Origin of the sequence: Thioalkalivibrio sp. AKL7 (assembly GCF_000381705.1) — a bacterium.
In the GTDB taxonomy this organism is placed as follows: Bacteria; Pseudomonadota; Gammaproteobacteria; order Ectothiorhodospirales; family Ectothiorhodospiraceae; genus Thioalkalivibrio; species Thioalkalivibrio versutus.
Map to the genome: position 1 here is coordinate 30,493 of NZ_KB906956.1, position 25,978 is coordinate 56,470.

Below are 25,978 nucleotides of genomic sequence, written 5' to 3' on the forward strand. Positions count from 1 at the left end.
GCCGCGTGTCCGATACCCCGAAAACCGGCCCGAAAAGACGGTGTCAGGCGCTCTCGTCGATGCTCGGCGAGGTTGGCGCCTTGGAGACCACCACCATCGCCGGGCGCAGCACGCGGTCCTGCAACCGGTACCCCTTCTGCATGGTGGCCACCACGGTGTTCGGCGGGTTCTCCGGGTCTTCCTGCATGGACATCGCCTGGTGACGCTCCGGATCGAAGCGCTGGCCGGTCGGGTCCTCGGACTGGATGCCGAACTTCTCGAACACCCGGGTCAGGTTCTTCAGGGTCAGCTCGGCGCCCTCGATGATGCGCTCGACATCCTTGGACTCGCGCGCCGCCTGCAGCCCCAGTTCCAGCGAGTCGCCCACCTCCAGCATTTCGGCAGCGAACTTCTCCATTGCGTACTTGTGCGCGTTCTCCAGCTCGCGCTCGAAGCGGCGGCGCTGGTTCTCCAGCTCGGCCTGGGCTCGCAGGGCCTGGTCGCGGCGCTCTTCGGCCAGGGCCTCGAGCTCCTGCAGCCGATCATCCGTGCCACCCTCGGCCTCGGGGGCCTCGTCGTTCCGGGTCTCGAGTTCTTCCGGCTGTTCCTGGGATTCCCGCTGTTCGGACATGCTGGCCTCGCAAATCAATGAAAAACAAAATCGCCCGCCGCGCCGATCACCGGCGGACAGGGTGGATTGGGTTGTCTATCTGGATGCTGGGGGCATTCCCCCCGGTTTCAAGGGGCCGCTACTTCGAATCATCCACCGGGTGATCGCCCAGCGCCGAGCCCAGCAGGCGGGCCGTCACGTCCACGATCGGGATCACCCGGTCGTAGGACATCCGCGTGGGACCGATCACCCCGAGCACGCCCACCACCTCGCCGTCGACACTGTAGGGCGCAGTCACCACCGAACAGTTCTCGAACCAGTCGAGCCCCGATTCGCGGCCGATGAAGATCTGCACCCGGTCGCCGCGGATGCACTGGTCGAGGATGCCGAGAATCTCCTGCTTCTCGTTGAAGGCCTCCAGCAACTGGCGCAGGCGAGCCATGTCCGCCAGCTCCTCGTAGCCGAGCAGGTGGGTCTGGCCGGCCACGACCACATCGTCCGGGTCCTCGTCGCCCACCGCCTTCTCGCCCAGGTCGATGGCCGCCAGCATCATTGCGTCCAGGTCGTCGCGCACGTCACGCATCTCGCGCAACAGCTCGGCGCGCACCGCATGCAGGCTCTTGCCGGCCAGATGGGCATTCAGGTAGTTCGCCATGCGCTGCAGTTCGTCCTGGCTGAAGTCACGGTCCAGTTCCAGTACCCGGTTCTGCACCTCCTTGCCATCGATCACCAGGATCGCAAGGATGCGGCCCTCGCCCAGGCGCAGGAACTCGATCTGACTGAGCGCCACGTTGCGATGCCGCGGCAGGCGCACCATCCCCGCCATGCGCGTGACCCGCGACAGCAGGTTGCTGGTGGCGTCCATCAGGTCCTGGGTGCTGGCACTCGGATCGAACCCCGACTGGATCGCACGGATATCCTCCGGCGAGGGATTGCGCACCTCCAGCAGGCTGTCGACGAACAGCCGGTAACCGGCCGGGGTCGGGATGCGTCCGGCCGAGGTATGCGGCGAGTGGATCAGCCCCATATCCTCGAGATCCGCCATCACGTTGCGCACGGTGGCCGCGCTCACACTGAGGCCAGAGGTCCGGGCCAGGGTGCGCGAACCGACGGGCTGGCCATCCCGGATATAGCTCTCGATCAGGGTCCGCAACAGGGTGCGGGCCCTGGCGTCCAGATTGATCGTTGCGTTTTCCATGGATCGTCAGCGCTCCACTCGGTCGAGTGCTTAAAGGGTTCAGTCTTGGATCGTGCAGGAATCAGGTCAAGAAACCCCGGGTGCAGTCGCGGTCCCTTTTCCGGATAATGCCGGCATGATGCCAGACTTCAACAAGGTCGGACTGGTCGGCAAGTCCAGCGACTCGCGTACCGCGCCCCTGGTCGCGACCCTGGTGGGTCTGCTGCAGGAGCGCGGCCGCCAGGTCTTCATGGAACAGGAGATCGACGGCTTCGAGCGGCCGGACAGCGTCGGGCTCCTGCCGCTGGACGAGCTGGCCCACGCGGTAGACCTTCTCATCGTGATCGGCGGCGACGGGACACTGCTGGCCACGGCCCGCGTCACCGCGGATGCCGACACCCCGCTGCTGGGGATCAACCTCGGCCGGCTCGGCTTCCTGGTGGATGTCTCCCCCGACACCGCCCCGGAGGAACTGGGCGAGGTCCTGGATGGCGCCTTCGAGCGCGAACCCCGGGCCATGCTCGAGGCCGAGCTGATCCGCGACGGCGTCACCATCCACCGCGGGATCGCCCTGAATGACGTCGTCCTCCACGTGCTGAGCGTGGTGCGCATTATCGAATTCGACACCGCGATCGACGGCATGGACGTCGGACGCCTGCGGGCCGACGGCCTCGTGATCGCGACCCCCACCGGTTCCACCGCCTACGCGCTGTCCGCCGGCGGGCCGATCCTGACCCCGCAGCTGGACGCGATGGTGCTGGTGCCGGTCTGCCCGCACAGCCTGAATCACCGCCCGCTGGTCGTCAGCGGCCGCTCCACCATCGAGATCCGCCTGTCCAGCGGCAGCCGCTCGCCAGCCCAGGTCGCACTGGATGGCCAGGAGAACGTGGACTTCGCCCCCGGCGACCTGCTGCGCATCCATCGCCGCGAACAGGCCCTGACCCTGATCCACCCCCGCGAACACCACTTCCTGCGCGTGCTCCGCACCAAGCTGCGCTGGGGCGAGCAGCCCTGATCCCATGTTGCATCTGATCAGCATCCGCGACTTCGCGATCATCGACCGGCTGGAACTGGAGCTGGACACCGGCCTGAGCGCCCTGACCGGCGAGACCGGGGCCGGCAAGTCCATCCTGATCGACGTGATCGGCCAGCTACTGGGCGACCGCGCGGATGCCGGCATGGTGCGCGAGGGTGCCGAACAGGCCGATCTGTCGGCCGAGTTCGCCCTGCCCGCCAAGGGCCCGGCCAGCGCCTGGCTGGCCGAACAGGACCTGGCCGAGGCGGACGACGAAAGCGTCCTGCTGCGCCGCGTGCTGACCCGCCAGGGAAAGAGCCGCGCCTGGATCAACGGGCGCCCGGTCGCGGTGGGTCAGCTGCGCACCCTGGGCGAATGGCTGGTGGACATCCACGGCCAGCACGCGCATCAGCAGCTCTTGCAGCGCGATACCCAGCGCCACTGGCTGGACGGCTTCCTCGACGGCAACCCGACGCGCGATGTCCGCGAGGCCTACCGCGCCTGGCGCGCTGCGGCGAGCGCTCTGGACCAGGCACGCGAGGCCCAGGCCGACACCTCCGACCGCCTCGACCTGCTGCGCTTCCAGAGCGGAGAACTGGCCGAGCTGGCCCCGGTACAGGACGAATACCCCCGACTGCTGACCGAACAGAACCAGCTCGCCCACGGCACCGAGGTACTCACCGCCCTCCAGACCGCCAGCCAGCAGATCGAGGAGGACAGCGGGCTGGACACGCAGCTGGGCCAGGTCCTGCACGCCCTGCAGGACGCCGCGCAACACGACGAACGGGTCAGTCCGGCGGTCGAGCTGCTGGAATCCGCCCGCATCCAGATCGATGAGGCCGGCGACCACCTGCGCCGCCTGGCCGACGGCATCGAGCTGGACCCGGAACGCCTCGCCGAGCTGGATACTCGCGTCAGCGAATACCTGCGCCTGGCGCGCAAGCACCGGATCGACCCCGAGGCCCTGCCGGGCCTGTTCGATGAACTGCAAACGGAACTGGATGCCCTGGAAAACGGCGATCAGACCGTTGAGGCCCTGGAGGCGCGCGAACAGCAGACCCGCGCGGCCTTCGATACCGCTGCCACGAAACTCACTCAGGCCCGCCGGAAGGCCGCCAGCCGCATCGGACAGTCGGTCACCGAGACCATGCAGGAACTGGGCATGGCTGGCGGCCACTTCGAGATCGGGGTCGAGCCCGCCGACAAGCCGCAGGCCCACGGCGTGGACCACATTGAATTCCGCGTGGCCGCGAACCCCGGTGCTGCGCCGCAGCCGATGGCCAAGGTCGCTTCCGGCGGCGAGCTCTCGCGCATCGGGCTGGCGCTACAGGTACTGGCCAGCGAGCAGCAGACGGTGCCCACGCTGATCTTCGACGAGGTCGACAGCGGCATCAGTGGCGCGGTCGCCGAGGTGGTCGGGCGCAAGCTGCGCAGCCTGGGCGAGCGCCATCAGGTCCTGTGCGTGACCCACCTGGCCCAGGTCGCCGCCCAGGCGCACCACCAGCTGGAGGTACAAAAGAGCCACGCCAAGGACGGCACCCGCACCGCGATCCAGCCGCTGGACGACGAACGCCGCGTGGAGGCCCTGGCCCGCCTGATCGGCGGCACCCAGCTCACCGAGACCACCCGCACCCACGCCCGCGAACTCCTCGCCTCCGCCGGCTAGGGAGACGCTGATTTAATCGCACGTCCGCGCTCGAGTCGCTTTTGCGTGCGAACAAGGCGCGGTGACTGCCGTGCAGTCATTCTGCACAAGGGAGCCGCAACGCAGTGCGCGCGCAAAAGCGGCCGAGCCCTCACTTTCAATGGCTTGCGGGGTTGGTGCCCCCTGTTCCCCGATCCTGCGTTGCGCCGCTTGCGGGTAGAACCACTACCCGCTGCACGACGCGCCTTGTCTCGGAAAACAGGGGGCACCAACGCGGACGTGCGATTAAATCAGCGTCTCCCTAGCGCCTCCCCGGAACCACGAAATACCAGGGAAACCGTAGGATGCGATGAGCGCAGCGAATCGCATCGTTCAAGACGTGGCACTCACCCCATGCTCCACCCGATGCGATCCGCTGCGCTCATCGGCATCCTACCGCTCACGGACCGTGCCCCCGGCGTCCCAGGACTGCGTAATGAGCACGCCGTACGGATCAAGTCCTCGCCGGCCAGGCCCCATCCGGCAGGTAGCGCGCATCGGGCGGCAATTGCGGCATCCAGTACACCCACAAGGCCCGCGGACCCTCCTGCGTTCGGGCGGGAACCAGCGCGCGGCGATACTCTCCGCGGCCGTCCGCGCGCACACCTTCGAGGGCATCGATCAGTGGCAGGGTCCGCGCGGGGTCCGGGAGGCGGATCCATTCCCCATGGACTTGTTCGCGGACGGCCCCGGCCGGTCCGGCTGACGCGGGCGTGCGGACGAGCCTCTGGCGGCCCGCATCGCGCACGGGGTCGGCACCCGCCTCCAGAAGGATGCTTGCGCCCGGGAGCTGCACCGCCGGATAGCCCACGGGCAGATCAAAGATCGCTCCGGCGATCGATGCGGTGCGTATCTTGATCGCGCGCTCGCAGAATGCACGGTGGTTGGCAAAACCCCGCTTGAGCCTCCCGTAGACGAACAGGTCCACCACCGCCGGCATGGCTACTCCCGCGGCAGACGGACCACCGGGCGCCACAGGCGCGCGGACTCGGGCACCTCGCCGGGCCAGTCCACCACGTAGTCGATCAGTGGCAGGTCCGGGGCGTCCTGCTCGCGGATCACGCGCCCGGCCACTGACACGCGGGCGCGGCGGACCGTCTCCGGATCGCCGCTCAGCAGCGGATGCCAGGCTGGCAGAGGGTGGCCCTCGAAGCGCAGCCGGTAGGCGCAGGTCGGTGGCAGCCAGTGATAGTGCGGCAGGTCCTTCCGGGTCAGCTGGATGCAGTCCGGCACGAAGTCGCGGCGGTTCGCGTAGTCGGAGCAGTAGCCGGTCTCGCAGTCGAGCAGATCGCAGGCCAGCCAGGTAAAGGCCAGCTCGCCCGAGTCCTCGTCTTCCAGCTTGTGCAGGCAGCAGCGCCCGCAGCCATCGCACAGGGCCTCCCACTCGGCATGGGTCAGGCTCTCGAGCGGGCGCTCCCAGAACGGGCGGTCATCCGTCGGGTTCGACTCACTCATGATCCCCGTGATCCTCGCCCAAGCGGCGCCGCCCCTCGTCGCGCAGGCGCTCCACCGTCTGCCCCCAGCGGTCCTGGGTGACGTAATGCATCAGCACGCGGCCGCGCCGCGGGACCAGGATGGCCAACCCCTCCTCGGGGTAGAGCCAGTAACTGTGATCGGAGTCGATACGCAGCCGCTCGCGCGGCTCGCCGAAGCGCTCGGTGATCAGGTCCTCGGTCCATTGCGCGCGGGGGATGTAGCTCATCTCGACGATCGGCACGTTGCCCAGCGAGGTCAGGGCATTGTCGCTCAGCCCGTAGCGCCGGGCGCCACTGGGCATCGGGCGCTCGGAGGTGACTTCGGACTGAATCCGGTCCAGCGCGGCCTCGTCCAGATCCGGGCGCAGGATCAGGTTGGCCTCGAACGGCGGGATGCGCGCGTTCACGTAATAGGCCTCCAGCGAACGCGAGCCGTCCGCGTCCACGAACAGGCGGATGTCCGGCACCGGAAGACGGTGCATCAGATCCGCCATGGTGGTCTCGCCCAGCACGACCCCCAGCACCCGGGTGCGCTGACGGTCCCCCACCTCGATCTGCCAGGGCAGATCGGAGAACTGCTGGCTGCGCATCCCGCCGGGGTTGGAATAGACCCACATGGCCAGGGCCAGGATGACCCCCATCACCACCAGCCCGATGATCCAGCGTATGCCCATTCCGCGATTCCCCTCGAGACAACGTGTAGCCCGCCCGTGGCGGGCGCTGTGCGGCGCCTCGTATAATGCGGCGCTCGCCCGACGACCGGATAACAGCCCACCATGTTCGCACGTTTGTCTGCCTGGATCACCGCCCGCTCCGTCCCCGGCGAAAGCAGCGGGCGCATCCTGGTCCTGGCCCCGCGGGCCACTCTGGAGACCGCCGCCGACTGGCTGCAGGAGCTGGCCGGGTCCGTCGGCCCCATCGCCCTCGGCGTCACCGACTGTGGCCAGGACCGCGAGGCCGAGGACCTGATCGACGGCCTCCCGGCCCTGGCGATGCGCCCCGAACTGGCCGCCACACGTCTGGCGCGCCTGCAACCGCGCGCCATCGTGGTCATCGGCCCCCTGCACGCTGGCGATCTGGACCTGGGACCCGCCCTCGGCGCGGTCCACGTGCCACGCATCTGGATCAATGCCGAGGGTGACGGCGCGGCAGGCGTCGGATGGAATGCGGTCTTCGCTGCACGCGAGGCCGCTACCCCCTCCGGCCCGATCGAGGTGATCGGCGATCCGATCGCCGGCGCGGTGGAACTGCCGCCCGCGCCATCCGGAGATGACGGGTTCTGCGAGCGTTTTCGCGAGTACCACGAGAAGGGTCACCCGATCCTGCTGGCACCCAATACTGGCCCGGGCGAGGAGGCCTTCGCCTTCGCCGTGTTGTTCGCGGTCCTGCGCAAGAGCGCCGCCATCCTGCTGCTGGCCCCGGCCGACCCGGCACGCCACGAGCCGGTCTATCGCGACGCGATCAAGTACTCCCTGCCGATCATCCGCCACAACCGCTTCATGACGTCCTTCGTGCCGCGCAAGAACCGGGTCTACTACATCGAGGACCCGGAGACCCTGCACGCCGCCTACACCTGCGCCGACGTGACCCTGCCGGGTGGCACCCTGGCCGCCAGCGAGACCCCTCCGGACCTGGGTCTGCCACTGGCCTGTGGCAGCGCGGTGATCTGCGGCCCCGCGCAGCACGAGCGCCATCCGGACGCCGCCACCCGGCTGCGCATCGCGGCCGAACACACCGGCCTGGTCGCCCGCGGCGAGGACCCCGAACAGGTGGCCGAAGAGGTGCTTGCCCGCCTGGCGGAAGGGATTGATCGGCAGGCTCGCCGCGAGCATCTGGCGGCATGGCAGGCGCGACAGGCCGGCGCCCGCGAGGCTGTTCAAGCCCGCCTGCAAGGCTTGCTCGGCACCTCCTGACGCCTTCCTGGATGGGCTTCCGGTGGAGTGCAACTAATTGATCTATAATTCGGTCGTAGGGTTGCAACCGAAAACCATAACGAGTTCGAAACGATGATCGACGGCAGCACCTCCCTCGCGGGCATTCAGAAGGGCATGACCAGCATGCGCCAGCAGGCACATACGGTGGCCACCGAGAATGCGGGCAGTCGCGAGGGCATGGGCGCCCAGGTCGGCATGATCGCCAGCCAGAATCAGATCGAGGCCTCGGTGAAGACCCTGCAGGCCGAAGATCGAATGATCGGCTCACTGCTGGATGTGCGCGCCTGAATCCAGGCGACAAGACCACGTAACGATCAGAGGGCTCGACGAGTCACACGATGGAAGTCCCAGTCTCCAACCCCTCAGCTGCAGTACCGATCGGCACACGCCCGACCGGAAGCGACCGGCTGGGCCTGGGCCAACTCTCCACCCCGGCGGATTTCGAACGCCCGCTGAACGATCCGGAGGCCGGCGCGGCCCGCCGGCCGCTCGAAGACCGCCCGGAACAGGACGACAACCGGCGCGGTGATGCCGAGCAGGATCAGGGGCTGGCCTTCCCGCGATCGGACCAGGAGATGGCCTCCCGCGCCCGCGTGGCGGCCCAGATCGAGGCGTTCCGCAGCGGCAATGATTCCGCCGAGGCCATGCCGGCGGACGGCGGCCCGCTGAGCGGTGGTGGTGTCGAGGCCCTGCGCCGTCGCGTGGAACTCGCGGTCAGCCTGGCCGGCCCGGCCGAAGAGCCGCGCCGCGAACTGAACGTAGTGATCTAGCCCAACACCAACCGCAACGCCCTGCCCCTTTCTCAGTCTCAGGGACACCCCAGCGCGAGCGCCCGACCGACCCGCTATTGCAGACGGGGCGACGAATGGCCCTGCAACCACTCCTGCGCACGCTCACCGGCGTGCAGGCGCTGCTCCGGACTCAGCTCGCGAGCGACCCGCTCGCGGTGCCGCGCGGCGCTCGCAACCCCCATCTCCGCCGCAATCGCATACCACTTGAACGCCGACACGTCGGACCGCTCCACGCCCTCGCCCATCGCGAACAGACGCGCGAGATTGGCCGCCCCACGCCCCTCACCGGCCTCGGCCGCGAGCAGGTACCACTGTGCCGCCTGTTCCGGGTCCTGCGGCAGGCCCCGGCCCTCGTCGAACTTGAGCCCCAGATTGAACATGGCCTGGGCGTTCCCGCGCTCGGCGGCAATATGGAACCAGCGCGCGGCCTCGTTGGGATTCGCCTCCGGCCCATCACCCTGCTCGAACAGCACCGCCAGGTTGAAGGCCGCATCCGGAAAGCCGGCTTCGGCTGAGCGCTGGTACCACTGCGCGGCCTCGAGCGGATCCCGGGGCAGGTACTGCCCCTCATCCAGCAGCACGCCAAGATTAAACGCGCACTGCGGATCACCCGCCTCGGCACCCTGGCGCCAAAGGGTCATCGCAGCGTCATGTTCGCCCCGGGCCCAGGCCGAGCGGGCCTGATCGAGGAGGGGGTCGGGTTGGGAGGATTGCGCCATCACTACGGTCCGTGAATTGCCTGGGCGTCACTGTAGCGGTGGGTTCGTGATGCGTCGACAAACCGCACGGGGATACGTGATGAGCGCCACGATCGCCTCACCGAAACGGTGGAGTGTGATGAACTTCTCGCAACATATGAGGGGGTATTCCGGTCAACTGGATTGAACGTCATTTTTCCGTTCACATTCACCCCGGATACACAGGAGTTTCCATGAAACATTCCACCAAGATCCTGGCCGCCATGGCCATCGCACCCCTCGTCTTCCTGATGGGCTGCTCCGACGGCGACATGGGCATGGACGAGTTCGAAGAGCAACAGATGCAGGAACAGCCCGAGACCGGTGAAGGCGGCATGCAGAGCGCCCCGCCACCCCAAGACGGCATGCAGCAACAGCAGCCGCCGGAAGGCGAGATGCAGCAGCCCCCGATGGATGACGGCATGGACGAGCAGGGCGGCTCCCTGGAACCCGAGGGTGACGACCGCCTCTGATCCTGCCCCGGATCCATCACCCAGGCGACCAGCTGGCGCTGGTCCGCCACAAAAAAGCCCCGACACGCTGCGCGTGCCGGGGCTTTCACGTACTGCAGGGCAGGAAATCAGTTGCTGAAGGTGTCTTCCATCTCGTCGCCGGCATCCTCCATCGAATCGCCCGCATCGTCCATGGCGTCATCGATGTTCTCGCCGGCCTCTTCCGCCGGGCCCTGATTGTCACACCCCGCGAGGGTGGCACTGCCCAGCGCCATCATCAGGGCAAGCATCAGGATCGTCAGTCGCGATTTCCACATGGTGTTCTCCTTTACCGTAAGGGTCCTTTCTCGCTTCGCCCCCAGTACCCGACAGTTACCCGTCGAACCGGGGACACTCGGGGCGTTCGACCGGGAAGCCCAACATACGATCCGTCTTGCCGGAAACCCGCCCTCCAGAATGTGACGGGCTGCCGATTCCGGTTCCCCCATACAAGAAGACCGCACCCGAGAGAGGTGCGGTCTGCGTTTCAAGAGACACCGACTCAGAACCGGTGCGTCAACCCCACCGAGAACGTACGCGGTTCGTTGGGCCGGGCACCGTCCGGGGAGCGGGAGATGATTTGTTGCTCATCCAGCACATTGCTCACCCGGGCATAGAGGTCGGTGTTCCTGCCCAGGGGATACTGGCTCACCAGGTCGATCGTGGTCAGCGACTCGGTGCGGTCGAATGCGCCCGTGCTCCGGTTACAGCCATCGCTATTGCAGGTCGCGTCGATGTACTTCACGACCGCGTAGTGGTTCCAGCCACTCGCGTGCTCGAGGCCCCCTCGCAGGCTGAACTGGTAGCGCGGGACCCCCTGCAAGCGATCGCCCTCTTGCTGCCCCGAGGCCGGGTTGTCCGCGCTGGCCTTGGCGCTGGTGTAGGTGTAGCTGGCCTCCAGGGGCGCGTGGAAGGATCCCAGGTCCATCCCCGTGGAGGCCCGCAACTCCAGTCCGGAGATGACCGCCTCCCCGGTCGTGAAGGTCCCGGAGGTGGAACCGTCCGAGCAGGGCGTCGCCACCGAGCAGTTCTGCACGAAGTCGGAGAAATCGCTGTAGAAACCAATCGCCTCGACAAACGCATGGTCGCCCTGATACCGGGCGCCCAGTTCCCAGTTCGTGCTGGTTTCCGGGTCCTGGTCTTCGGTCGCACCGCCCCCCAGGGGAGCAAACCCACGGTGAACCCCCGCCAGGAGTTGCCAGCGGTCCGTGAAGTCGTAGGTTAGCGAGGCCCCGGGCAGCCAGACGCTGCTCGAATTGGAGCGCCGCGAATCCACGACGTTTCGCTGCGTATCGGCATACTGGGTCCGCGAGGTCTCGACATCCTCGTAGCGCAGCAGCAGGTTCGCGGTCAGCCGGTCACTCACGTACCACTCGTCGGCGAGCCAGAAGCTCCAGGCCTGCGCATCCTCGAAGCGGTTGTTGCTGCCCGTCGGCTGGATGGTCTCCTGATAGACGAGGGAACCGTTCACCTGATCGTAGATGTCGTCCGGCTGGAAGCGGTCCATCTCGTCCTGGTGATAGCGGACACCCGCACGCAACCAGTGCTCCCCGAGGTCCATGCCCAGTTCGGTCTGGATACCCTCGGAGACATATTCGCGGTTGTTGTTGCGGTAGGTCAGCCCCGCCACATCGTCCTCGCCCCGGAGGATTCGTTGCGCGGTCGCATCGCCCCGATTGGCGTCGTCAATGAACGCGCCACCCCCGCCCAGCTTGAACCAGTTTCGGGCGAATTCGTTGCGGTACAACGTGGTGGCCATGCGCACGCGCTCGGACCAGTCGATGTCGTGCGTGACGCTCAGACCGAGGTGGTCGTTCTCCATCTGATCGACCCCGGACAGGCCATAGCGCCGATTGGGATCACGCGCGAAATCCGCGTCGGTCAGGCCAAGATAGGTCTCGTTGGACGTTTCCTCCGAGTACTGGACCTTGGCCTCGATGCTCTGGCGCTCGCCATCCCAGCGCAGCTTGCCGACATAGTCCTGGATGTCGTAGCCGGTATCGCGGTGGCTGCGATCGATATCCTTGAAGCCGGCCCCGTTGCGCTGGACGGTCTCGACCATGTAGCTCCAGTCACCGGAGCGATCCCCGAACATCGCGTGCACGTCGGTGCCGCCCCGATCGTTCACCACCGTCTCGATGGAACCTCCGCGTTCCCGGGGGATGGGCGTGGACACCAGATTGATCACACCCCCGGTGGTCTGCGGCCCGTGGCGCAACAGCGGGGCCCCCTTGAGCACTTCGATCTCGTTGATCCGCATCGTGGTCGGGAAATAATAGGCCGCCGGGTTGGAATACGGTGCCGGGGCAATCAGCACGTTGTCCTCCATCAGGGTCACCTTGCTGCTGCGCCCCGGAGGCGCCGCACGGATCCCGATATTGGGGCGCAGACCCGCCCCGTCTTCCTCCTGCACATACACGCCAGGCACGGTCTTGAGCGCCTGGTGGATGTCCGTGGTCCCTTCGGTTTCCAGCTGTTCGCGACCCACCACGGCCGCCGAGCCGGGCAGCCGCTGCGTCGCGGTCACGTCTCCGAGGATTTGCACCGGCGCCAGCCGGGCCTCGGTTCCGGATTCGGCTGTCGGGGCAGCCTCGTCGGCATGGAGCGTGGGAATCCCCACGGCCCCGGCAATTGCGAGTACGACGGCACGTCGCCTCCATACCCCGGAGTTGCGCGAGTGGTCGGCGGGTCGTGCGATTCGGCGGCTTGCCAGATGGTTTCGAGCCATGGTTGTCTCCCTTGAGTTGACCAGCATCAACACCGCCACGGACGCCGGGGCGCCGCGGATCGGTGGCGGATTGGAGGCTGGCTGAGGGAGGGACTCCCCTGGCTGGCAGGTGCCACGGTGTGGACCGCGGCCGGTGTTTCACGGGGTTTACTTGGTCAGGATCAGCTTGTCGTTGGCGGTCCGGCGCAGGGTGTACCACTCGCCGCGGTGGCAGATGCGGATCTTCCGCGCGGGGCCCAGCAGCTGCTCGCTGGCAATCTCGCACGGACCCGGACCCTGGCGGACAGCCGGCTTGCCGGGTGGATGCGTTCCGGAATTCATTGTTCCCCCTCCGGTTCGGAGACGAAGGCCATGCGGCTCACCCCGGACTGGCGCACCTCGGCCATCACCCGGGCCAGGCGTTCGTAACGCGTGTCACGATCCGCGCGCAGATAGATCGCGATGTCCGGTTGTGTCTCCAGCGCCTCGCGCAGGCGCGCCGGGAGACGCTCCAGCGAGACCGACTCGTTGTTCCAGTACAGGTCGCCGCTTCCGTCCAGGGACAGCGTCACGCTGTCCGGCAGCTCGTCCACCGGCTCGCTGGTGGCCTGAGGAAGATCCAGATCCACCGAGTGGGTAATCACCGGTGCCGTGATGATGAAGATCACCAGCAGCACCAGCATCACATCCACCAGCGGGATCACGTTCATGTCCGACATTGGTTCGCTGGTGTCGCCCATGCGTCCGAAGGCCATGGCTTAGCCCTCCTGGTGCAGGCCGTCGTCCGGCAGTGCATGCGGATCGGTGCGACGGTCACGCGCCTCGCGAGCATTGCCGGGCTTCAGGTCAGAGTGCATCAGCAGCGCATGCACATCGTGTGCAAAGGCCTCGAAGTCCTGATGCAACAGGCGCTGGGAGCGATTGAAGATGTTGAAGAAGGCCACCGCCGGGATCGCCGCGGCCAGGCCGGCGGCGGTCGCCACCAGGGCCTCGCCGAGCGGACCCGCCACCAGATCCATGGACACCGACGACTCCTGTGAGATGTCGATCAGGGCGCCATGGATACCCCAGACGGTACCGAGGAGTCCGACAAAGGGCGCCAGCGCCCCGACCGAGGCGAACACGATATTGCCGGCCTGCATGCGCAGCAGCTGCCGGTCCATGGCCTGGCGAATCCGTCGCACCACGTGGTCGTCCAGGCGCTGCTCGGCCTTGTCCGAGCCATCGCGCACACCGCGGTAGTCGTCGAACGCGGCAAACGCCTCCTGACCGATCACCGCCAGCGGGCCGCGCTGGTCGTGGATCGCGTCGTGGAAGGCCGGCGCCGTCTGGCTGGCATCGAAGGCCGCCAACGCGGCGCGGTTGTCGCGACGCACGCCAATCAGCGTCAGCAGCTTGCTCGCGGCAATCGCCCAGGTCGCCACGGACATCAGCAGCAGGATCGCGAAGACCGCGACCAGCACCGGGTCACCATGGCGAAACACGTAGAAGACATCGAACTCGTTCATGCAATCATCCCCGGCTGCGCAGCGCTTCATGCGCCGGCCTTGTCATCGAATCGAAAAATCCATCGGTACGAGCACCACGCCCTCCACCGCGCGTCCCCCACGGCGGGCAGGCTCGAACTCCCAATGCTCGATCGCCGCCTCGGCGGCATCGTCCAGGCGCCGGTGGCCGCTGCTCTCCTCCACCGACCAGTCCAGCGGCTGCCCCTGCGCGGAGACCCGGACTCGCAGCAGGACGGTACCCTCCTCCCCTCGGCGCAACGAGATTCGCGGATAGTCCGGCGGCGGGTTATTCAGGTACTCCGCCCCGAACCCCGGCTCCTCGAAGGGCTCGTCCTCTTGGCCCACCGGACCACCAGGGGCCGCCTCCGTCGCCGGCTCCTGGTCTTCGGCCGGCCCGGACGCGCCCGAACGACTCGGTTCTGGCTCCGGTTCTGGCTCCGGTTCTGGCTCCGGTTCTGGCTCCGGTTCTGGCTCCGGTTCTGGCTCCGGTTCTGGCTCCGGTTCTGGCTCCGGTTCTGGCTCCGGTTCTGGCTCCGGTTCTGGCTCTGGCTCTGGCTCTGGTTCCGGCTCTGGTTCCGGCTCTGGTTCCGGCTCTGGTTCCGGCTCTGGTTCCGGCTCTGGTTCCGGCTCTGGTTCTGGTTCTGGTTCCGGTTCTGGTTCCGGTTCCGGTTCCGGTTCCGGTTCCGGTTCCGGTTCCGGTTCCGGTTCCGGTTCCGGTTCCGGTTCCGGTTCCGGTTCCGGTTCCGGTTCCTCAAGTGTCCCGGTCACGGCGTCGGGTTCAACGACCGCCGTTTCTTGCCCGGTCGGGTCAGGCAACACTGCGTCCAGTTCGACCCAGTGTGCCTCCATGCCCCCGCCCCGGGTGCCAGCCAACTCCGGTGCGGCATCACGCATCACCCATAGCGCGCCCAGTATCCCGCCGTGCAGCGCGAAGCTCACGGCCACGCCCAGCGCCAACGCACGACGACTGCCGGAAGGGGATATGGAAAAACGGTGGGTCATGGATGAGCTAGCTCGCCGCAGGACACGAATGTATAGACGCCTTGACCGAAGAGAAGTTAACCCGCTCGCACATCGGCGCGTATGGGTCACGCATCTCCCGGAATCCGACTATCGCGGCTGGTCGGCGGATTGCCAAGTCACTGCCCACGAACAGAGCGCACCCTACCCTTAATGCGAATGGTTTGCAATACCAGTCGCATATGGCGTCATTCGCTCGGGATCGATACGCGGCAGCGCGGGTCAACTTTCCTCGGGTCCAAAACGATAAAACCCGCCCCGGCAACACCGGGGCGGGTCGAAAAAGGCGGCTAGGCCGGCGGTATCGCCGGCCAGGCGCGATCAGTGCTGGTGACCGCCCTCGCCGTGGGCGTGGCCGTGCTCCAGCTCTTCGGCCGAGGCCTCGCGGACTTCGACGATCTCGACGTCGAAGTTCAGGGTCTCGCCGGCCAGCGGATGGTTGCCATCGACCGTGGCGGTGTCGCCCTCGACCTTGGTCACGGTGACCGTCAGCGGGCCGTTCTCGGTCTGCGCCTGGAACTGCATCCCCGGCTCGACGGATTCGACGCCCTGGAAGGCCTCCATCGGGATCTCCTGAACCATGGCGTCGATCTTCTCGCCATAGCCTTCTTCCGGGGAGACCTTCGCCTGGACCTTGTCACCGGCGGCCTTGCCTTCCAGCTCCTTTTCCAGGCCCGGGACAATCTGGCCTTGTCCGTGCAGGTAGGCCAGCGGCTCGCGGCCTTCGGAGCTGTCGATCTTCTCGCCAGCATCGTTGGTCAGGGTGTAGTGGATGGCCACCACGGCGTTCTGCGCGACTTGCATGGGCTTTGCCCTCTTAATACATGAACTTTTAAGGGTAACGCGGAATATCGCTCCACGTCAGGTCCACCCGCCGGACACGCGGTTTCCGGCGGGTGGGTGTCCGCCAGGTCAGGCGGCCTTCTGCAATAGCAGTCGGTTCAACCGGGCGACGAACCCGCTCGGGTCCTCCAGCTGCCCGCCCTCGGCCAGCAGGGACTGCTCGAACAGCAAGGAGGCCAGGTCGTTGAAGTCGTCGCCTTCCGCGGCCTTGAGGCGTGCGACCAGCGGATGGCCCGGGTTGACCTCCAGCACCGGTTTGCCGGAGAAGGTCTCCTGGCCGGCCTGCTTGAGCAATTCCTGCAGGTACAGGGCCATCTCGTGCTCGCCGAGCACGATACAGGCCGGAGACTCCACCAACCGCCGCGAGGGCCGCACGCTCTCCACGCGTTCGCCCAGGGCCTGCTGCAGTCGTTCCGGCAGATCGCCCAGGTCGCCCTCCGCGGCTTGTTCGCCGGTCTCGTCCTTCTGCTCGACGTCCTCGCCGATGATCTTGTCCAGGTCCAGGTCACCCTTGGCAACATTCTTGATGGGCTTGCCGTCGAACTCGCGCAGGTGGGACAGCAGCCACTCGTCGACCCGGTCCGACAGCAACAGGACCTCGATCCCGTGCTTGCGGAAGATCTCCAGGTGCGGGCTGTTGCGCGCGGCGGAGGCATTGTCGGCAGTGATCACGTAGATCGCCTCCTGGCCCTCCTTCATGCGCTCGAGGTAATCCGCCAGCGCGACGTTCTGGGTGTCGTCGCTGTTATGGGTGCTGGCAAAGCGCAGCAACTTGGCGATCGCCTCCAGGTTGGCGAAGTCCTCGCCCGGGCCCTCCTTCAGCACCCGCCCGAAGTTCTGCCAGATCTCGGCGTACGCCTCGGGCTCGTTCTTGGCGATGCTTTCCAGCAGCCCCAGGATCTTCTTCACCGAACCGGAGCGGATCGAGTCCACCAGGCGGTTGTCCTGCAGGATCTCGCGCGAGACGTTCAGCGGCAGGTCCGCCGAGTCCACCACCCCGCGCACGAAGCGCAGGTAGTTGGGCAGCAGCTTGTCCGCGTCGTCCATGATGAACACCCGCTTCACGTAGAGCTTTACACCGTGGCGGGCATCGCGATCCCAAAGGTCGAACGGCGCGCGCTTCGGGATGTAGAACAGCGTGGTGTATTCCTGCCGGCCCTCCACGTGGTTGTGGGTCCAGGCGGCCGGATCCTCGAAGTCGTGCGCGACGTGCTTGTAGAACTCCCGGTATTCCTCGTCGCTGATCTCGCTCTTCGAGCGAGTCCACAGCGCGCTGGCACGGTTCACGGTCTCCCAGTCGTCGGTAGGGTTGCCCTCCTCGTCCTGCTTGCGCATGCGGATCGGGAACGCCACATGGTCCGAGTAGCGCCCGATGATGTGGCGCAGACGCACGGGCTCGAGAAACTCGCCGGAGTCTTCCTTCAGGGTCAGGGTGATCTCGGTCCCGGCCTCGGTGCGCTCGCATGGGGTAATGGTGTATTCACCGTCGCCACGCGACTCCCAGCGGGTACCCGCATCCTGTTCGCTGCCGGCGCGGCGCGTCTCCAGGCGCACGTGGTCGGCGACGATGAACGACGAGTAGAAACCCACACCGAACTGACCAATCAGCTGGGAATCTTTTTTCTGGTCGCCAGTCAGCTTCTCGAGAAACGCCTTGGTACCCGAGCGTGCGATGGTGCCGATATGTTCGACCACCTCGTCCCGCGACATGCCGATGCCGTTGTCGCGCACCGTAACGGTCCGCGCCTCCGCATCCACCTCGACGTCAATCACCAGCTCCGCCGGCTGCGGGATCGCGTCCGGCTGGGCCAGGGCCTCGAAACGCAGCTTGTCACAGGCATCGGCGCCGTTGGAGATCAACTCACGCAGGAAGATCTCGCGATTGGAATAAAGCGAGTGGATCATCAGCTGCAGAAGCTGGCTGACCTCGGTCTCGAAGCGGCGAGTTTCGGTGCTGGGTTCGGTCTGGGTTTCGGTCATGGCGTGCGTGTCCCTTGATTGTTCTCGACACGTCGTAAGGTAGGGTCGCCTGTCCCGTTTTCAAGAACCGCGGCCTGGTAAAGTCCGCCCGCCCCTTCCGGATCCAGCAGTGCCCAGACCGGCGCGAGCAGCTCCGGAAGCTGCTCCTCCAGCTGCCACGGCGGACGCAGCACCAGCATCCCGGAGCCCGCCAGCCCGAGGTGGCGCTCCGGGTCGGCGGCGATACGCAACTCGCTGACCAGCCAGGGATCGTCGAGCTCGGCGCGTAACTGTTCGCGCAGCGGGTGATCCGGCCGGCCTGCGAGAATGGGGTACCAGACCAGGATGATCCCGGTGTTCCAGCGCCGACGGATGGTGGTCACCATCTCCGCCACCTCGCGGTACTCCGACTTGCGCTCGTAGGACGGGTCCAGCAGGACCAGACCGCGGCGTGGCTCCGGCGGAAACAGCGCTCGCGCGGCCTCGCGCGCGTCACGCTTGTGCACATGGCAGCGTGAATCGCCGGCGAGGCGCGTCTGCAGCCGATCATAGGCCTCCGGATGGAGTTCGCACGCGATCAGGCGATCGCGTTCGCGCAACCGCGCCTGAATCAGCAACGGGGACCCCGGATATTCGGTAAGGCGCGGGGGCTTCGGCTGCATCCCCCGCAACGTCTGCAGGAACGTCCGGCCCGCAGATGGCCAGACCGGATCCGCAGACCACAGGCGTGCGATACCGGAGGTGGCCTCGTCGGTCTTGCGTGCCCGCGCGCTGGTCAGGTCGTAACCCCCGGCGCCGGCGTGCAAGTCCACGGCCACGAAGGGTTTCTCGCGCCCGCGCAGCGATTCCAGAACCTGCCAAAGGACCAGGTGCTTGTGGACGTCGGCAAAATTGCCGGCGTGGTAGTCATGTTGGTAGCTGAGCATGCGTCCCTCAAACAAAAAGCCACCGCGAGGGTACCCGCGGTGGCTCAAGAAGGGCAGCCCGGAAGGACCGCCCTCGACCGTGTGAACGGCTTACTGGTTGACCGGCGAGTCCGGATCCAGAAGATACGCCATGACGTGCGCAATCTGTTCCTCGCTGAGGAAGTTGTTGCGTCCGAACCGCGGCATCTTGGTGCACGGGAAGTACTGGTGGGGGTTGGATACCACCTGGTGCACGTAATTCACCACCGAACTGTCATTACCGCGGGTGGCCCCATAACCGGCCAGGCTCGGGCCCAGGGTGCCGTAAAGCTCCTCGGCCGGATCCATCTGATGGCAGGCGTAACAATTACCGCCTGCCTCGCGGGTGCCATGGTCATCGTTTCGATGACCGATACGGTAGCCATACCCGGAGCGCGCCAACTCGGCGCCACGGCGCCAGTTGCCCAGGCGCGGACCACCCGGCGGCTCCTCGTAGCTTTCGCGGGCCATGGCGATCACCTCGCCTGCGGTCCCGGAATCCGGATCGCCCTCGATCGAACAGGCGGCCTGAATGCCATCCTGCACCATGCGATCACGGGCCGACCCACCTTCCTGCGCCTCCTGCTCGAAACGATAACTGTCCGTTTCCAGCACGAGGTAATCTGCCAATTCGTCGGCGCTCATCGCCGTAATGTCGACCTCGCCACTGGTCTCGCCCATCCAGCCATCGCAACCCGCGATCAGCACCGTGGACGCCAGAACGGCCAAGCCCGCCCCAACTGTCTTGTTCCTAAGCATCCCTGATGTCTCCTCTTGCGTCGGCTATTGCCGCTTCTTGCCGATCATCGTGCCGGCGTCTTCCAGGCGTAGGCCCGGCTGCCTCCAGGCCCGATGGAGAACAGGTCCCGGATCAACGGCCCATGGCCGCAAAGTAGATAGACCCATGCGCGGGTCCGTCAGGAAAAACCACCGCGAGCCCTCCCGCGGTGGTTCCAAAAAAGGGCAGCCCCGGAAGGCTGCCCTAGAACCAGCGTGTGGCTTACTGGTTGTTGACCGGCGACTCCGGATCCAGCAGGTAAGCCATGATATGGCTGATCTGCTCGTCGCTCAGGAGCTGGTGACGGTCGGAGTTGAACCGCGGCATCTCGGTGCACGGGAAGTACTGGTGAGGATTGGAAATCACCTCGTGCACGTAGTTCAGCACCGCTTCGCTGGTACCACGGTTGGCACCGTAGTTCTGCAGGCTCGGGCCGATGGTCCCCTGCTCGGAAACCCGCGGGTCGAACACGTGGCAGTTGTAGCAGTTGCCACCCGCCTCGCGCTGACCGTGGTTGTCCGTGTTGTGACCCTGGCGGTAGCCATAACCGGAGTTCGCCAGTTCGGCACCCTTGCGCCAGTCACCCAGCTCCACGCCGCCTTCCGGACGCTCGTAGCCGGCACGCGCCATGGCCACGACGCGGCCGGCGGTTTCGCCATCCGGATCGCCTTCCATGGAGCAGGCCTTCTGCAGCTCGTCCTGGGTCATGCGATCACGCCAGGAACCGCCTTCCTGCATCTCCTGGTCACGGAAGCTGTCCGTTTCGAAGATGAGATGCTCGGCCAGCTCGTCAGCGCTCATCGCGGTGATGTCGACATCCGAACCCTTGCTTCCATCGGCAACGGCGCAACCAGCGGCGAGGGCGACGGATGCGAACGCGGCCATGCCGGCCGCAACAGCATTCTTTTTAAACATACTTGGTGTCTCCTATTGCGTCCGTAGATTACCGCTTCAGGTCGGGCAGGATGGCCGGTTCGCCACGCGCCGCATCGTTCCAGAACGAGATCAGGGCGGTGTTGACCGGGGTATCGTGCTTGATACCTGCGTGGCGCATCTGCCACACGCAACCACGGATACGGTGGTTCTGGCTACGCACGTTGTCGTGGCCGGCGCGATGGGCGGGCCAGGAAACAGCCTTGGTCCATTCCTGCCCATTGCGCATCTCGGGCAGCACGGAGGCACGGATCTGCTTGCCGGAATCGCCATGGCAGCTGGCGCAGTTGAAGTCCATCGCGCCACCGCGGCGGAAGAACAGCTTCTCGCCCGCATCGCGCATGGCCTGCTCTTCCGGGTGATCCAGCGGCGGATTCCACGCCATGCCGGAGGACTGGTGGGCAATGTAGGTGGTCAGCTTCATGATGTCGGAGCCGTTGCCGTGGCGCTGGCCAACGGCGGCGTCATCGCTGGTGAAGCCCTGCAGTTCCTTCATGCAGTGCACCAGGCGCATTTCGAAGTCCATCACCTTGCCGGTGTCTTCGAAGTAGCGCGGCAGCTCGACATAGGCGCCGTCCAGCTCGCCCGGCCCCTTGCCGAAGTCGCAGCCTTCCAGGGAGACGTTGTTCGGGCCGCGCTGGGCGTAGAACAGGTCCTCGCCTTCCTCGACCAGCCACAGGGCCGGGTTGTCCGGCATCATCATGATGTTCATTTCACTCTGATGCAGGTAGGCGGAATCGGGGTTGTTCTGCAGCAGGTTCTGCAGGACATCATTGGGGTCTTGCCATTCGCCGGCCTGAGCCGCAGCCCCAACAGCCATTGCTACGGGCAACGCAAGCAATGCTTTCTTGAACATGGAAACCTCCATCACACGGGTTTTTTTCGATTGAGCCCGGGACTGATCTGGCCCGGACCTGTGTAGCAGAGTGCTGAACCCGAGTCCGCGCTGTCAACACAAAAGACTATATTAGCGTTTCCTAAAAGTCTGTTTTTCAACGATTCTTGGGGATCAACACCAAGGGGCAGACGATGATTACCCCTTTATTATTCCCGCCTTTCCAGAATTTTTTCAGGCGCCGTTCAGGCGCGCCCCGAGCGACAAACACCTGATGTCGCAGGCGAATACCCGGGGGCCATGACCAGCCCGAGCACGGCGGGCTAACGCGGCCTCCACGGAATAGCGGGCCAGAACGAGAAAAGCACCCGACGCAGGTACGAGTACGGGGAGGGATCGGCGAGCCGCGAACCAGCCGCCGCGGGGTCAATCGCGACCCAGAACACCCTCATGGACCAGCAGCAGGCGTTTCACCTGGGCCAGCTCGCCAACCTGATCGCCGGCGTAACCGCCCACATCGCTGGAGGTACGAAAACGCGAGGACACCACGCGGTGGCAGGGGATGAACAAGGGCCAGGGGTTGGCACGGCAGGCCTGCCCCACCGCACGGGGCGCCGAACCCACGCGGGTCGCGATCTCGGAGTAAGTGCGCACCTCGCCCACCGGGATCTCCGACAAGGCGGCCCACACCCGGCGCGCATGGGCGCTACCGGGGGGTACAGCCGACGTCGGGCGCCAGGCCGTGGCGTCACGACCGTAGCGGTCCGGGTCAAAGCGCGGCGCCTGGAGATCCGCGCTCGGGATATCCACCAACGGCACCAGATCCTGGGGATCGTCCGGATCCTGCCAGTCGCAGGCCAGGACTTCGCCATCGGCGGATTCCAGCCACACAAAAGCCAGCGCGACTCCGGGGAGGAGGCAGCGCTGGCTGCGGGTCATCGGACCTGCCGACATCGAATAGTGAAACGCCAGGGGTGGCAGGGGTTCGGCCATGCGCCGAACCCCCTCCGGTCGCGTTACTTCGCGGCCTTGACGTCTTCCTTGATGCGGGCGGCCTTGCCGGTCCGGTCGCGCAGGTAGTACAGCTTGGAACGACGCACCTTGCCGCGGCGCTTCACCTTGATCTCGGCGATCTGCGGGCTGTGGGTCTGGAAGGTACGCTCCACGCCGTTGCCGTAGGAGACCTTGCGCAGGGTGAAGGCGGAGTTGAGGCCGCGGTTGCGCACGGCGATCACCGCGCCCTCGAAGGCCTGCAGACGCTCGCGGTCGCCTTCGCGAACCTTGACCTGCACCACCAAGGTATCGCCGGGCCCGAAGGCGGGCACATCCGACTTCATCTGCTCGGCTTCCAGTTCCTGAATGACGTTATTCATTGCTCGACCTCAATCATCGCTTTCGGTGCGCGAGCCGCCGGTATGGCCACTCGCACGGTATTCGTCCAACAGGGCCGCATCTTCGGCCCCGAGTTCCAGCCGGGCCAGCAGGTCCGGCCGCCGGGCCCAGGTCCTGCCCAGTGCCTCGCGGCGGCGCCAGCGCCGGATCGCGCCATGATCGCCCCCCTTCAGGACCGGCGGCACGGTACGCCCGGCGACCGTCTCCGGGCGCGTGTAGTGCGGGCAATCCAGAAGCCCCGCACTGAACGAGTCCTGCTCGGCCGAGTCCGCATGCCCCAGAACCCCCGGCAGCAGGCGGGCACAGCCATCGATCACCGCCATCGCCACAAGTTCGCCGCCCGAGAGCACGAAGTCGCCCAGCGACCACTCCGCGTCGACCTGCGCCTCGATAAAGCGCTCGTCGATACCCTCGTAGCGCCCGCAGACCAGGGCGACCCGCGGCCGCCCGGCCAGTTCACGCAGCATCGCCTGCCGGATCGGTTGCCCCTGCGGGGTCAGTGCGATCACGTGCGGCGTGGCCTCGGCATCCGCCCGCGCCGCATTCAGCGCGGACGCCAGCGGCGCGTACTGCATCACCATGCCCGGACCCCCGCCATATGGCCGGTCGTCCACTGCCTGGTGAACACCGGCGCCCCAGGCACGCGGATTCCAGTATCTCAGTTCCAGCTGACCGCGCTCCACGGCCCGCCCGGTCACTCCGGATTCGCCAACCGCTGCGACCAGCTCCGGAAACAGCGAGATGACGTCGAAACGCATCCGCGCCGCTTCAGAATTCCGGGTCCCAGTCGACCCGCACGCGGCGGGCCTCCAGATCCACGTCCAGCACGTACTGGTCGCGAACCCAGGGGATCAGGCGTTCCCGATCCCCCTGGACTACCAGCACGTCGTTGGCACCGGTCTCGATAAAACCCGAGATGGTTCCCAACACCGCGCCGTCCTTGTTCTCGACCGCCATGCCCAGAAGATCGGCCCAGTAGTAAGCGCCATCCTCAGCCGGTGGCAACCAGGCCCGCTCGATCGCGAGTTCGGCACCAATCAACCGGTGCGCCCCATCGCGATCCGCGGCTTCGCGAAACTTCATCACGACGCCTTGGCCATGGCCGCGGCCGCCCTCGATGTCAACCAGGCGCCAATCACTCCCGTGCTGCATCCACAGCTGCGGGAATTCGGTGATCGCGGCGCGCGGCGCGGTCTCGGAAAAGACCCGCACCCAACCCTTGACACCATAGACCCCGGACACACGCCCGACGCGGATACGCTCATCCGCCTCATTCATGACCGCAGCCAAGCGTCAGTGCAACGGCCGGGCGCCCTCAGGCCGCCGCGGACTGCTGCTGCTTGCGGTAACCCTTGACCAGGTGATTCACACGCTCGGACATGCCGGCGCCGTGACCCAGCCAGTGGTCCACGCGCTCCAGATCGATGCGCAGCGGTTCTTCCTGACCGCGGGCCACCGGGTTGAAGAAACCGATCTGCTCCTTGTAGCCGCTATCGCGACGAGCGCGGGAATCGGTAACCACGATCGAATAAAACGGGCGCTTCTTGGCGCCGCGGCGTAGCAGGCGAATCGTAACCATGTAGTGTTGAACCCCGTGAGTCCGTTTTCTCGAGAAAACGCGCGATTATAACGAATTCGACCGACAACACAAGGGAGAGCTCAGGTCTCCCTTGTTCGCCAGGCCGCCGCTCGCGCGTGCTTTAGGTAGTTTCTGCTAGCGAAACGGCATCCCGCCGCCGGGGCCACCCATGCCCCCCATGCCGCCCATCTTGCCCCCCAGGGCCCGCATCATCTTCGATGCACCGCCCTTGGAGAATTTCTTCATCGCCTTGCTCATTTGGGTGTGTTGCTTGAGCAGACGATTCACATCCTGAATCTGGGTGCCGGAACCGGCGGCAATACGGCGCTTGCGCGAGCCCTTGATCACCTCCGGGTGACGGCGCTCGCGCTCGGTCATCGACGAGATCACCGCCATCATGCGACCGATCTCCTTGTCGTTGGCCTGATTCTTCACCGCATCCGGCAGCTTGCCGCCGCCGGGGAGCTTCTCGAGCATGGAGCTCATGCCGCCCATCTTCTGCATCTGGCCCAGCTGGTCGCGCAGGTCGTTCAGGTCGAAGCCGCGACCCTTCTTCAGCTTGCGGGTCAGCTTCTCGGCCTGATCCTGGTCGACCTGGCGACTGGCCTCCTCGACCAGCGACAGCACGTCGCCCTTGCCGAGGATGCGCGAGGCGATGCGCTCGGGGTGGAACGGCTCCAGGGCATCCGGGCGTTCGCCCATGCCAATGAACTTGATCGGCACGCCGGTGATCTGGCGCACCGAGAGGGCCGCACCCCCACGGGCATCGCCGTCCGCCTTGGTGAGCACCACGCCGGTCAGCGGCAACGCCTCGCCGAAGGCTCGGGCGGTAGTCGCCGCATCCTGCCCGGTCATGGAGTCGACCACGAACAGGGTCTCGATCGGGTCGATCGCCTGATGCAGAGCCTGGACCTCGGCCATCATGTCCTCGTCGACATGCAGGCGGCCCGCGGTATCCACCAGCAGGACCTCGATGCCCTCGCGGCGGGCGCGGGCGACCGCATCCCTGGCGATCGCCTCGGGCTTCTGGCTGGTGTCACTGGGATAGAACGTGACTTCGACCTGGCCGGCCAGGGTTTCCAACTGCTGGATTGCCGCCGGGCGATAGACGTCACAGCTGACCACTGCGACCTTTTTCTTCTCGCGCTCGCGCAACAGGCGCGCGAGCTTGCCGATACTGGTGGTCTTGCCGGCACCCTGGAGGCCGGCCACCAGCACCACGGCGGGCGGCTGCTGCGCCAGGTTCAGCGTGGCATTCTCGCCACCCATGGTCGCGATCAGTTCGTCATGGACGACCTTGATCAGGGCCTGGCCGGGGGTCAGGCTGCCGATGACCTCCTTGCCCAGCGCCTTTTCCTTGACGTCCTTGATGAACTCGCGCACCACCGGCAGGGCCACGTCGGCCTCCAGCAGCGCCATGCGCACCTCGCGCATGGCCTCCTGGACATTATCCTCGGTGAGCCGCGCCTGACCCTTCAGGCGCTTCATGGTCTCCTGCAGGCGGCTGGAAAGGCCGTCGAACATCACGCGTCCTCGTCTGAATCAACGGTGGTCGGCGCACATCCACCGACCACGGGACCGCACAGT

General features: G+C 66.3%; 30 protein-coding genes. 6 read left to right on the top strand and 24 right to left on the bottom strand.

What is annotated here, in order from left to right:
* Positions 1 to 43: 43 nt before the first annotated feature.
* Entirely contained in the window at positions 44 to 610 is a 567-nt protein-coding gene (grpE, locus tag G315_RS0112215; protein WP_019612600.1) for a nucleotide exchange factor GrpE, read from the bottom strand.
* A 118-nt stretch (positions 611 to 728) separates the two neighbouring features.
* Complete coding sequence (hrcA, locus tag G315_RS0112220; RefSeq protein ID WP_018145342.1) at positions 729 to 1,787, bottom strand: heat-inducible transcriptional repressor HrcA; 1,059 nt, start codon at positions 1,785 to 1,787, stop codon at positions 729 to 731.
* A 115-nt stretch (positions 1,788 to 1,902) separates the two neighbouring features.
* Here hrcA and G315_RS0112225 point away from each other — a divergent pair, with 115 nt between their 5' ends.
* Both G315_RS0112225 and recN read left to right on the top strand, forming a co-directional pair.
* Positions 1,903 to 2,781 carry an NAD(+) kinase gene (locus tag G315_RS0112225; RefSeq protein ID WP_018169154.1) on the top strand — a complete coding sequence of 293 codons (879 nt, stop codon included), beginning with the start codon at positions 1,903 to 1,905 and terminating at the stop codon, positions 2,779 to 2,781.
* 4 nt (positions 2,782 to 2,785) lie between these two features.
* Positions 2,786 to 4,447 (top strand): DNA repair protein RecN, encoded by a 1,662-nt coding sequence (gene recN / locus G315_RS0112230; protein WP_019612601.1) that lies wholly within the window; start codon positions 2,786 to 2,788, stop codon positions 4,445 to 4,447.
* A 472-nt stretch (positions 4,448 to 4,919) separates the two neighbouring features.
* Here recN and G315_RS0112235 read toward each other — a convergent pair whose 3' ends face one another.
* Genes G315_RS0112235 through G315_RS0112245 form a run of 3 tightly spaced genes read right to left on the bottom strand, consistent with a single transcriptional unit; the run spans position 4,920 to position 6,614 of the window.
* Entirely contained in the window at positions 4,920 to 5,405 is a 486-nt protein-coding gene (locus G315_RS0112235) for a gamma-glutamylcyclotransferase (RefSeq protein ID WP_019612602.1), read from the bottom strand.
* A gap of 2 nt (positions 5,406 to 5,407) precedes the next feature.
* Entirely contained in the window at positions 5,408 to 5,920 is a 513-nt protein-coding gene (locus G315_RS0112240) for a YcgN family cysteine cluster protein (protein WP_018145338.1), read from the bottom strand.
* Positions 5,913 to 6,614, bottom strand: a complete 702-nt coding sequence (locus G315_RS0112245) for a hypothetical protein (protein ID WP_018145337.1) — start codon at positions 6,612 to 6,614, stop codon at positions 5,913 to 5,915. The genes G315_RS0112240 and G315_RS0112245 overlap by 8 nt, the downstream gene beginning before the upstream one ends.
* Before the next feature lie 102 nt (positions 6,615 to 6,716).
* Between G315_RS0112245 and G315_RS0112250 the strand changes: the two genes are divergently transcribed.
* The 3 genes from G315_RS0112250 (at position 6,717) to G315_RS0112260 (ending at position 8,644) form a co-directional block, all read left to right on the top strand.
* A complete protein-coding gene (locus G315_RS0112250; protein WP_019612603.1) occupies positions 6,717 to 7,853 on the top strand; it encodes a hypothetical protein in 1,137 nt (378 codons plus the stop codon).
* A gap of 93 nt (positions 7,854 to 7,946) precedes the next feature.
* Positions 7,947 to 8,162, top strand: coding sequence for a hypothetical protein (locus G315_RS0112255; RefSeq protein ID WP_018145335.1), 216 nt, complete (start codon positions 7,947 to 7,949; stop codon positions 8,160 to 8,162).
* A 50-nt stretch (positions 8,163 to 8,212) separates the two neighbouring features.
* Positions 8,213 to 8,644, top strand: coding sequence for a hypothetical protein (locus G315_RS0112260; RefSeq protein ID WP_018175859.1), 432 nt, complete (start codon positions 8,213 to 8,215; stop codon positions 8,642 to 8,644).
* 74 nt (positions 8,645 to 8,718) lie between these two features.
* Here G315_RS0112260 and G315_RS0112265 read toward each other — a convergent pair whose 3' ends face one another.
* Positions 8,719 to 9,384, bottom strand: coding sequence for a tetratricopeptide repeat protein (locus G315_RS0112265; RefSeq protein WP_018175860.1), 666 nt, complete (start codon positions 9,382 to 9,384; stop codon positions 8,719 to 8,721).
* 212 nt (positions 9,385 to 9,596) lie between these two features.
* Here G315_RS0112265 and G315_RS0112270 point away from each other — a divergent pair, with 212 nt between their 5' ends.
* Entirely contained in the window at positions 9,597 to 9,875 is a 279-nt protein-coding gene (locus G315_RS0112270; RefSeq protein ID WP_019612604.1) for a hypothetical protein, read from the top strand.
* Positions 9,876 to 9,982: 107 nt separating this feature from the next.
* On the opposite strand, the gene G315_RS0112275 is transcribed toward G315_RS0112270, so the two are convergent.
* The 18 genes from G315_RS0112275 to ffh form a co-directional block, all read right to left on the bottom strand.
* A complete protein-coding gene (locus G315_RS0112275) occupies positions 9,983 to 10,171 on the bottom strand; it encodes a hypothetical protein (RefSeq protein ID WP_018145331.1) in 189 nt (62 codons plus the stop codon).
* A 224-nt stretch (positions 10,172 to 10,395) separates the two neighbouring features.
* Entirely contained in the window at positions 10,396 to 12,513 is a 2,118-nt protein-coding gene (locus G315_RS0112280) for a TonB-dependent receptor domain-containing protein (RefSeq protein WP_019612605.1), read from the bottom strand.
* 255 nt (positions 12,514 to 12,768) lie between these two features.
* Positions 12,769 to 12,942: a hemin uptake protein HemP gene (hemP, locus tag G315_RS14405; protein WP_019612606.1), complete on the bottom strand. Its 174-nt coding sequence runs from the start codon at positions 12,940 to 12,942 to the stop codon at positions 12,769 to 12,771.
* A complete protein-coding gene (locus G315_RS0112290; RefSeq protein WP_018145328.1) occupies positions 12,939 to 13,355 on the bottom strand; it encodes a biopolymer transporter ExbD in 417 nt (138 codons plus the stop codon). Before G315_RS0112290 ends, hemP begins: the two co-directional genes overlap by 4 nt.
* 3 nt (positions 13,356 to 13,358) lie before the next feature.
* Entirely contained in the window at positions 13,359 to 14,108 is a 750-nt protein-coding gene (locus tag G315_RS0112295; protein WP_018169164.1) for a MotA/TolQ/ExbB proton channel family protein, read from the bottom strand.
* 42 nt (positions 14,109 to 14,150) lie between these two features.
* Positions 14,151 to 14,957, bottom strand: a complete 807-nt coding sequence (locus G315_RS14410; RefSeq protein ID WP_231370717.1) for an energy transducer TonB — start codon at positions 14,955 to 14,957, stop codon at positions 14,151 to 14,153.
* Positions 14,958 to 15,449: 492 nt separating this feature from the next.
* On the bottom strand, positions 15,450 to 15,932 hold the full coding sequence (locus tag G315_RS0112310) for a peptidylprolyl isomerase (RefSeq protein WP_018169167.1): 483 nt from the start codon (positions 15,930 to 15,932) through the stop codon (positions 15,450 to 15,452).
* 108 nt (positions 15,933 to 16,040) lie between these two features.
* A complete protein-coding gene (gene htpG / locus G315_RS0112315; protein ID WP_019612608.1) occupies positions 16,041 to 17,951 on the bottom strand; it encodes a molecular chaperone HtpG in 1,911 nt (636 codons plus the stop codon).
* Entirely contained in the window at positions 17,948 to 18,856 is a 909-nt protein-coding gene (locus tag G315_RS0112320) for a 23S rRNA (adenine(2030)-N(6))-methyltransferase RlmJ (protein ID WP_019612609.1), read from the bottom strand. Before G315_RS0112320 ends, htpG begins: the two co-directional genes overlap by 4 nt.
* A gap of 90 nt (positions 18,857 to 18,946) precedes the next feature.
* Positions 18,947 to 19,633: a sulfur oxidation c-type cytochrome SoxX gene (soxX, locus tag G315_RS0112325; protein WP_026182086.1), complete on the bottom strand. Its 687-nt coding sequence runs from the start codon at positions 19,631 to 19,633 to the stop codon at positions 18,947 to 18,949.
* A gap of 241 nt (positions 19,634 to 19,874) precedes the next feature.
* A complete protein-coding gene (soxX, locus tag G315_RS0112330) occupies positions 19,875 to 20,567 on the bottom strand; it encodes a sulfur oxidation c-type cytochrome SoxX (protein ID WP_019612610.1) in 693 nt (230 codons plus the stop codon).
* Between the two features lie 28 nt (positions 20,568 to 20,595).
* Entirely contained in the window at positions 20,596 to 21,405 is an 810-nt protein-coding gene (gene soxA, locus G315_RS0112335; protein ID WP_018169171.1) for a sulfur oxidation c-type cytochrome SoxA, read from the bottom strand.
* A gap of 441 nt (positions 21,406 to 21,846) precedes the next feature.
* On the bottom strand, positions 21,847 to 22,413 hold the full coding sequence (locus G315_RS0112340) for a methylated-DNA--[protein]-cysteine S-methyltransferase (protein WP_019612611.1): 567 nt from the start codon (positions 22,411 to 22,413) through the stop codon (positions 21,847 to 21,849).
* 23 nt (positions 22,414 to 22,436) lie between these two features.
* Positions 22,437 to 22,793 carry a 50S ribosomal protein L19 gene (gene rplS / locus G315_RS0112345; protein WP_018145318.1) on the bottom strand — a complete coding sequence of 119 codons (357 nt, stop codon included), beginning with the start codon at positions 22,791 to 22,793 and terminating at the stop codon, positions 22,437 to 22,439.
* Positions 22,794 to 22,802: 9 nt separating this feature from the next.
* The gene (trmD, locus tag G315_RS0112350; RefSeq protein WP_019612612.1) at positions 22,803 to 23,570 is read right to left on the bottom strand and encodes a tRNA (guanosine(37)-N1)-methyltransferase TrmD; all 768 of its coding nucleotides are present in this window, start codon (positions 23,568 to 23,570) and stop codon (positions 22,803 to 22,805) included.
* Between the two features lie 10 nt (positions 23,571 to 23,580).
* The gene (rimM, locus tag G315_RS0112355) at positions 23,581 to 24,090 is read right to left on the bottom strand and encodes a ribosome maturation factor RimM (protein WP_019612613.1); all 510 of its coding nucleotides are present in this window, start codon (positions 24,088 to 24,090) and stop codon (positions 23,581 to 23,583) included.
* Positions 24,091 to 24,127: 37 nt separating this feature from the next.
* Positions 24,128 to 24,391: a 30S ribosomal protein S16 gene (gene rpsP, locus G315_RS0112360; protein ID WP_018145315.1), complete on the bottom strand. Its 264-nt coding sequence runs from the start codon at positions 24,389 to 24,391 to the stop codon at positions 24,128 to 24,130.
* Positions 24,392 to 24,526: 135 nt separating this feature from the next.
* A complete protein-coding gene (gene ffh, locus G315_RS0112365) occupies positions 24,527 to 25,915 on the bottom strand; it encodes a signal recognition particle protein (RefSeq protein ID WP_019612614.1) in 1,389 nt (462 codons plus the stop codon).
* Positions 25,916 to 25,978: the final 63 nt, after the last annotated feature.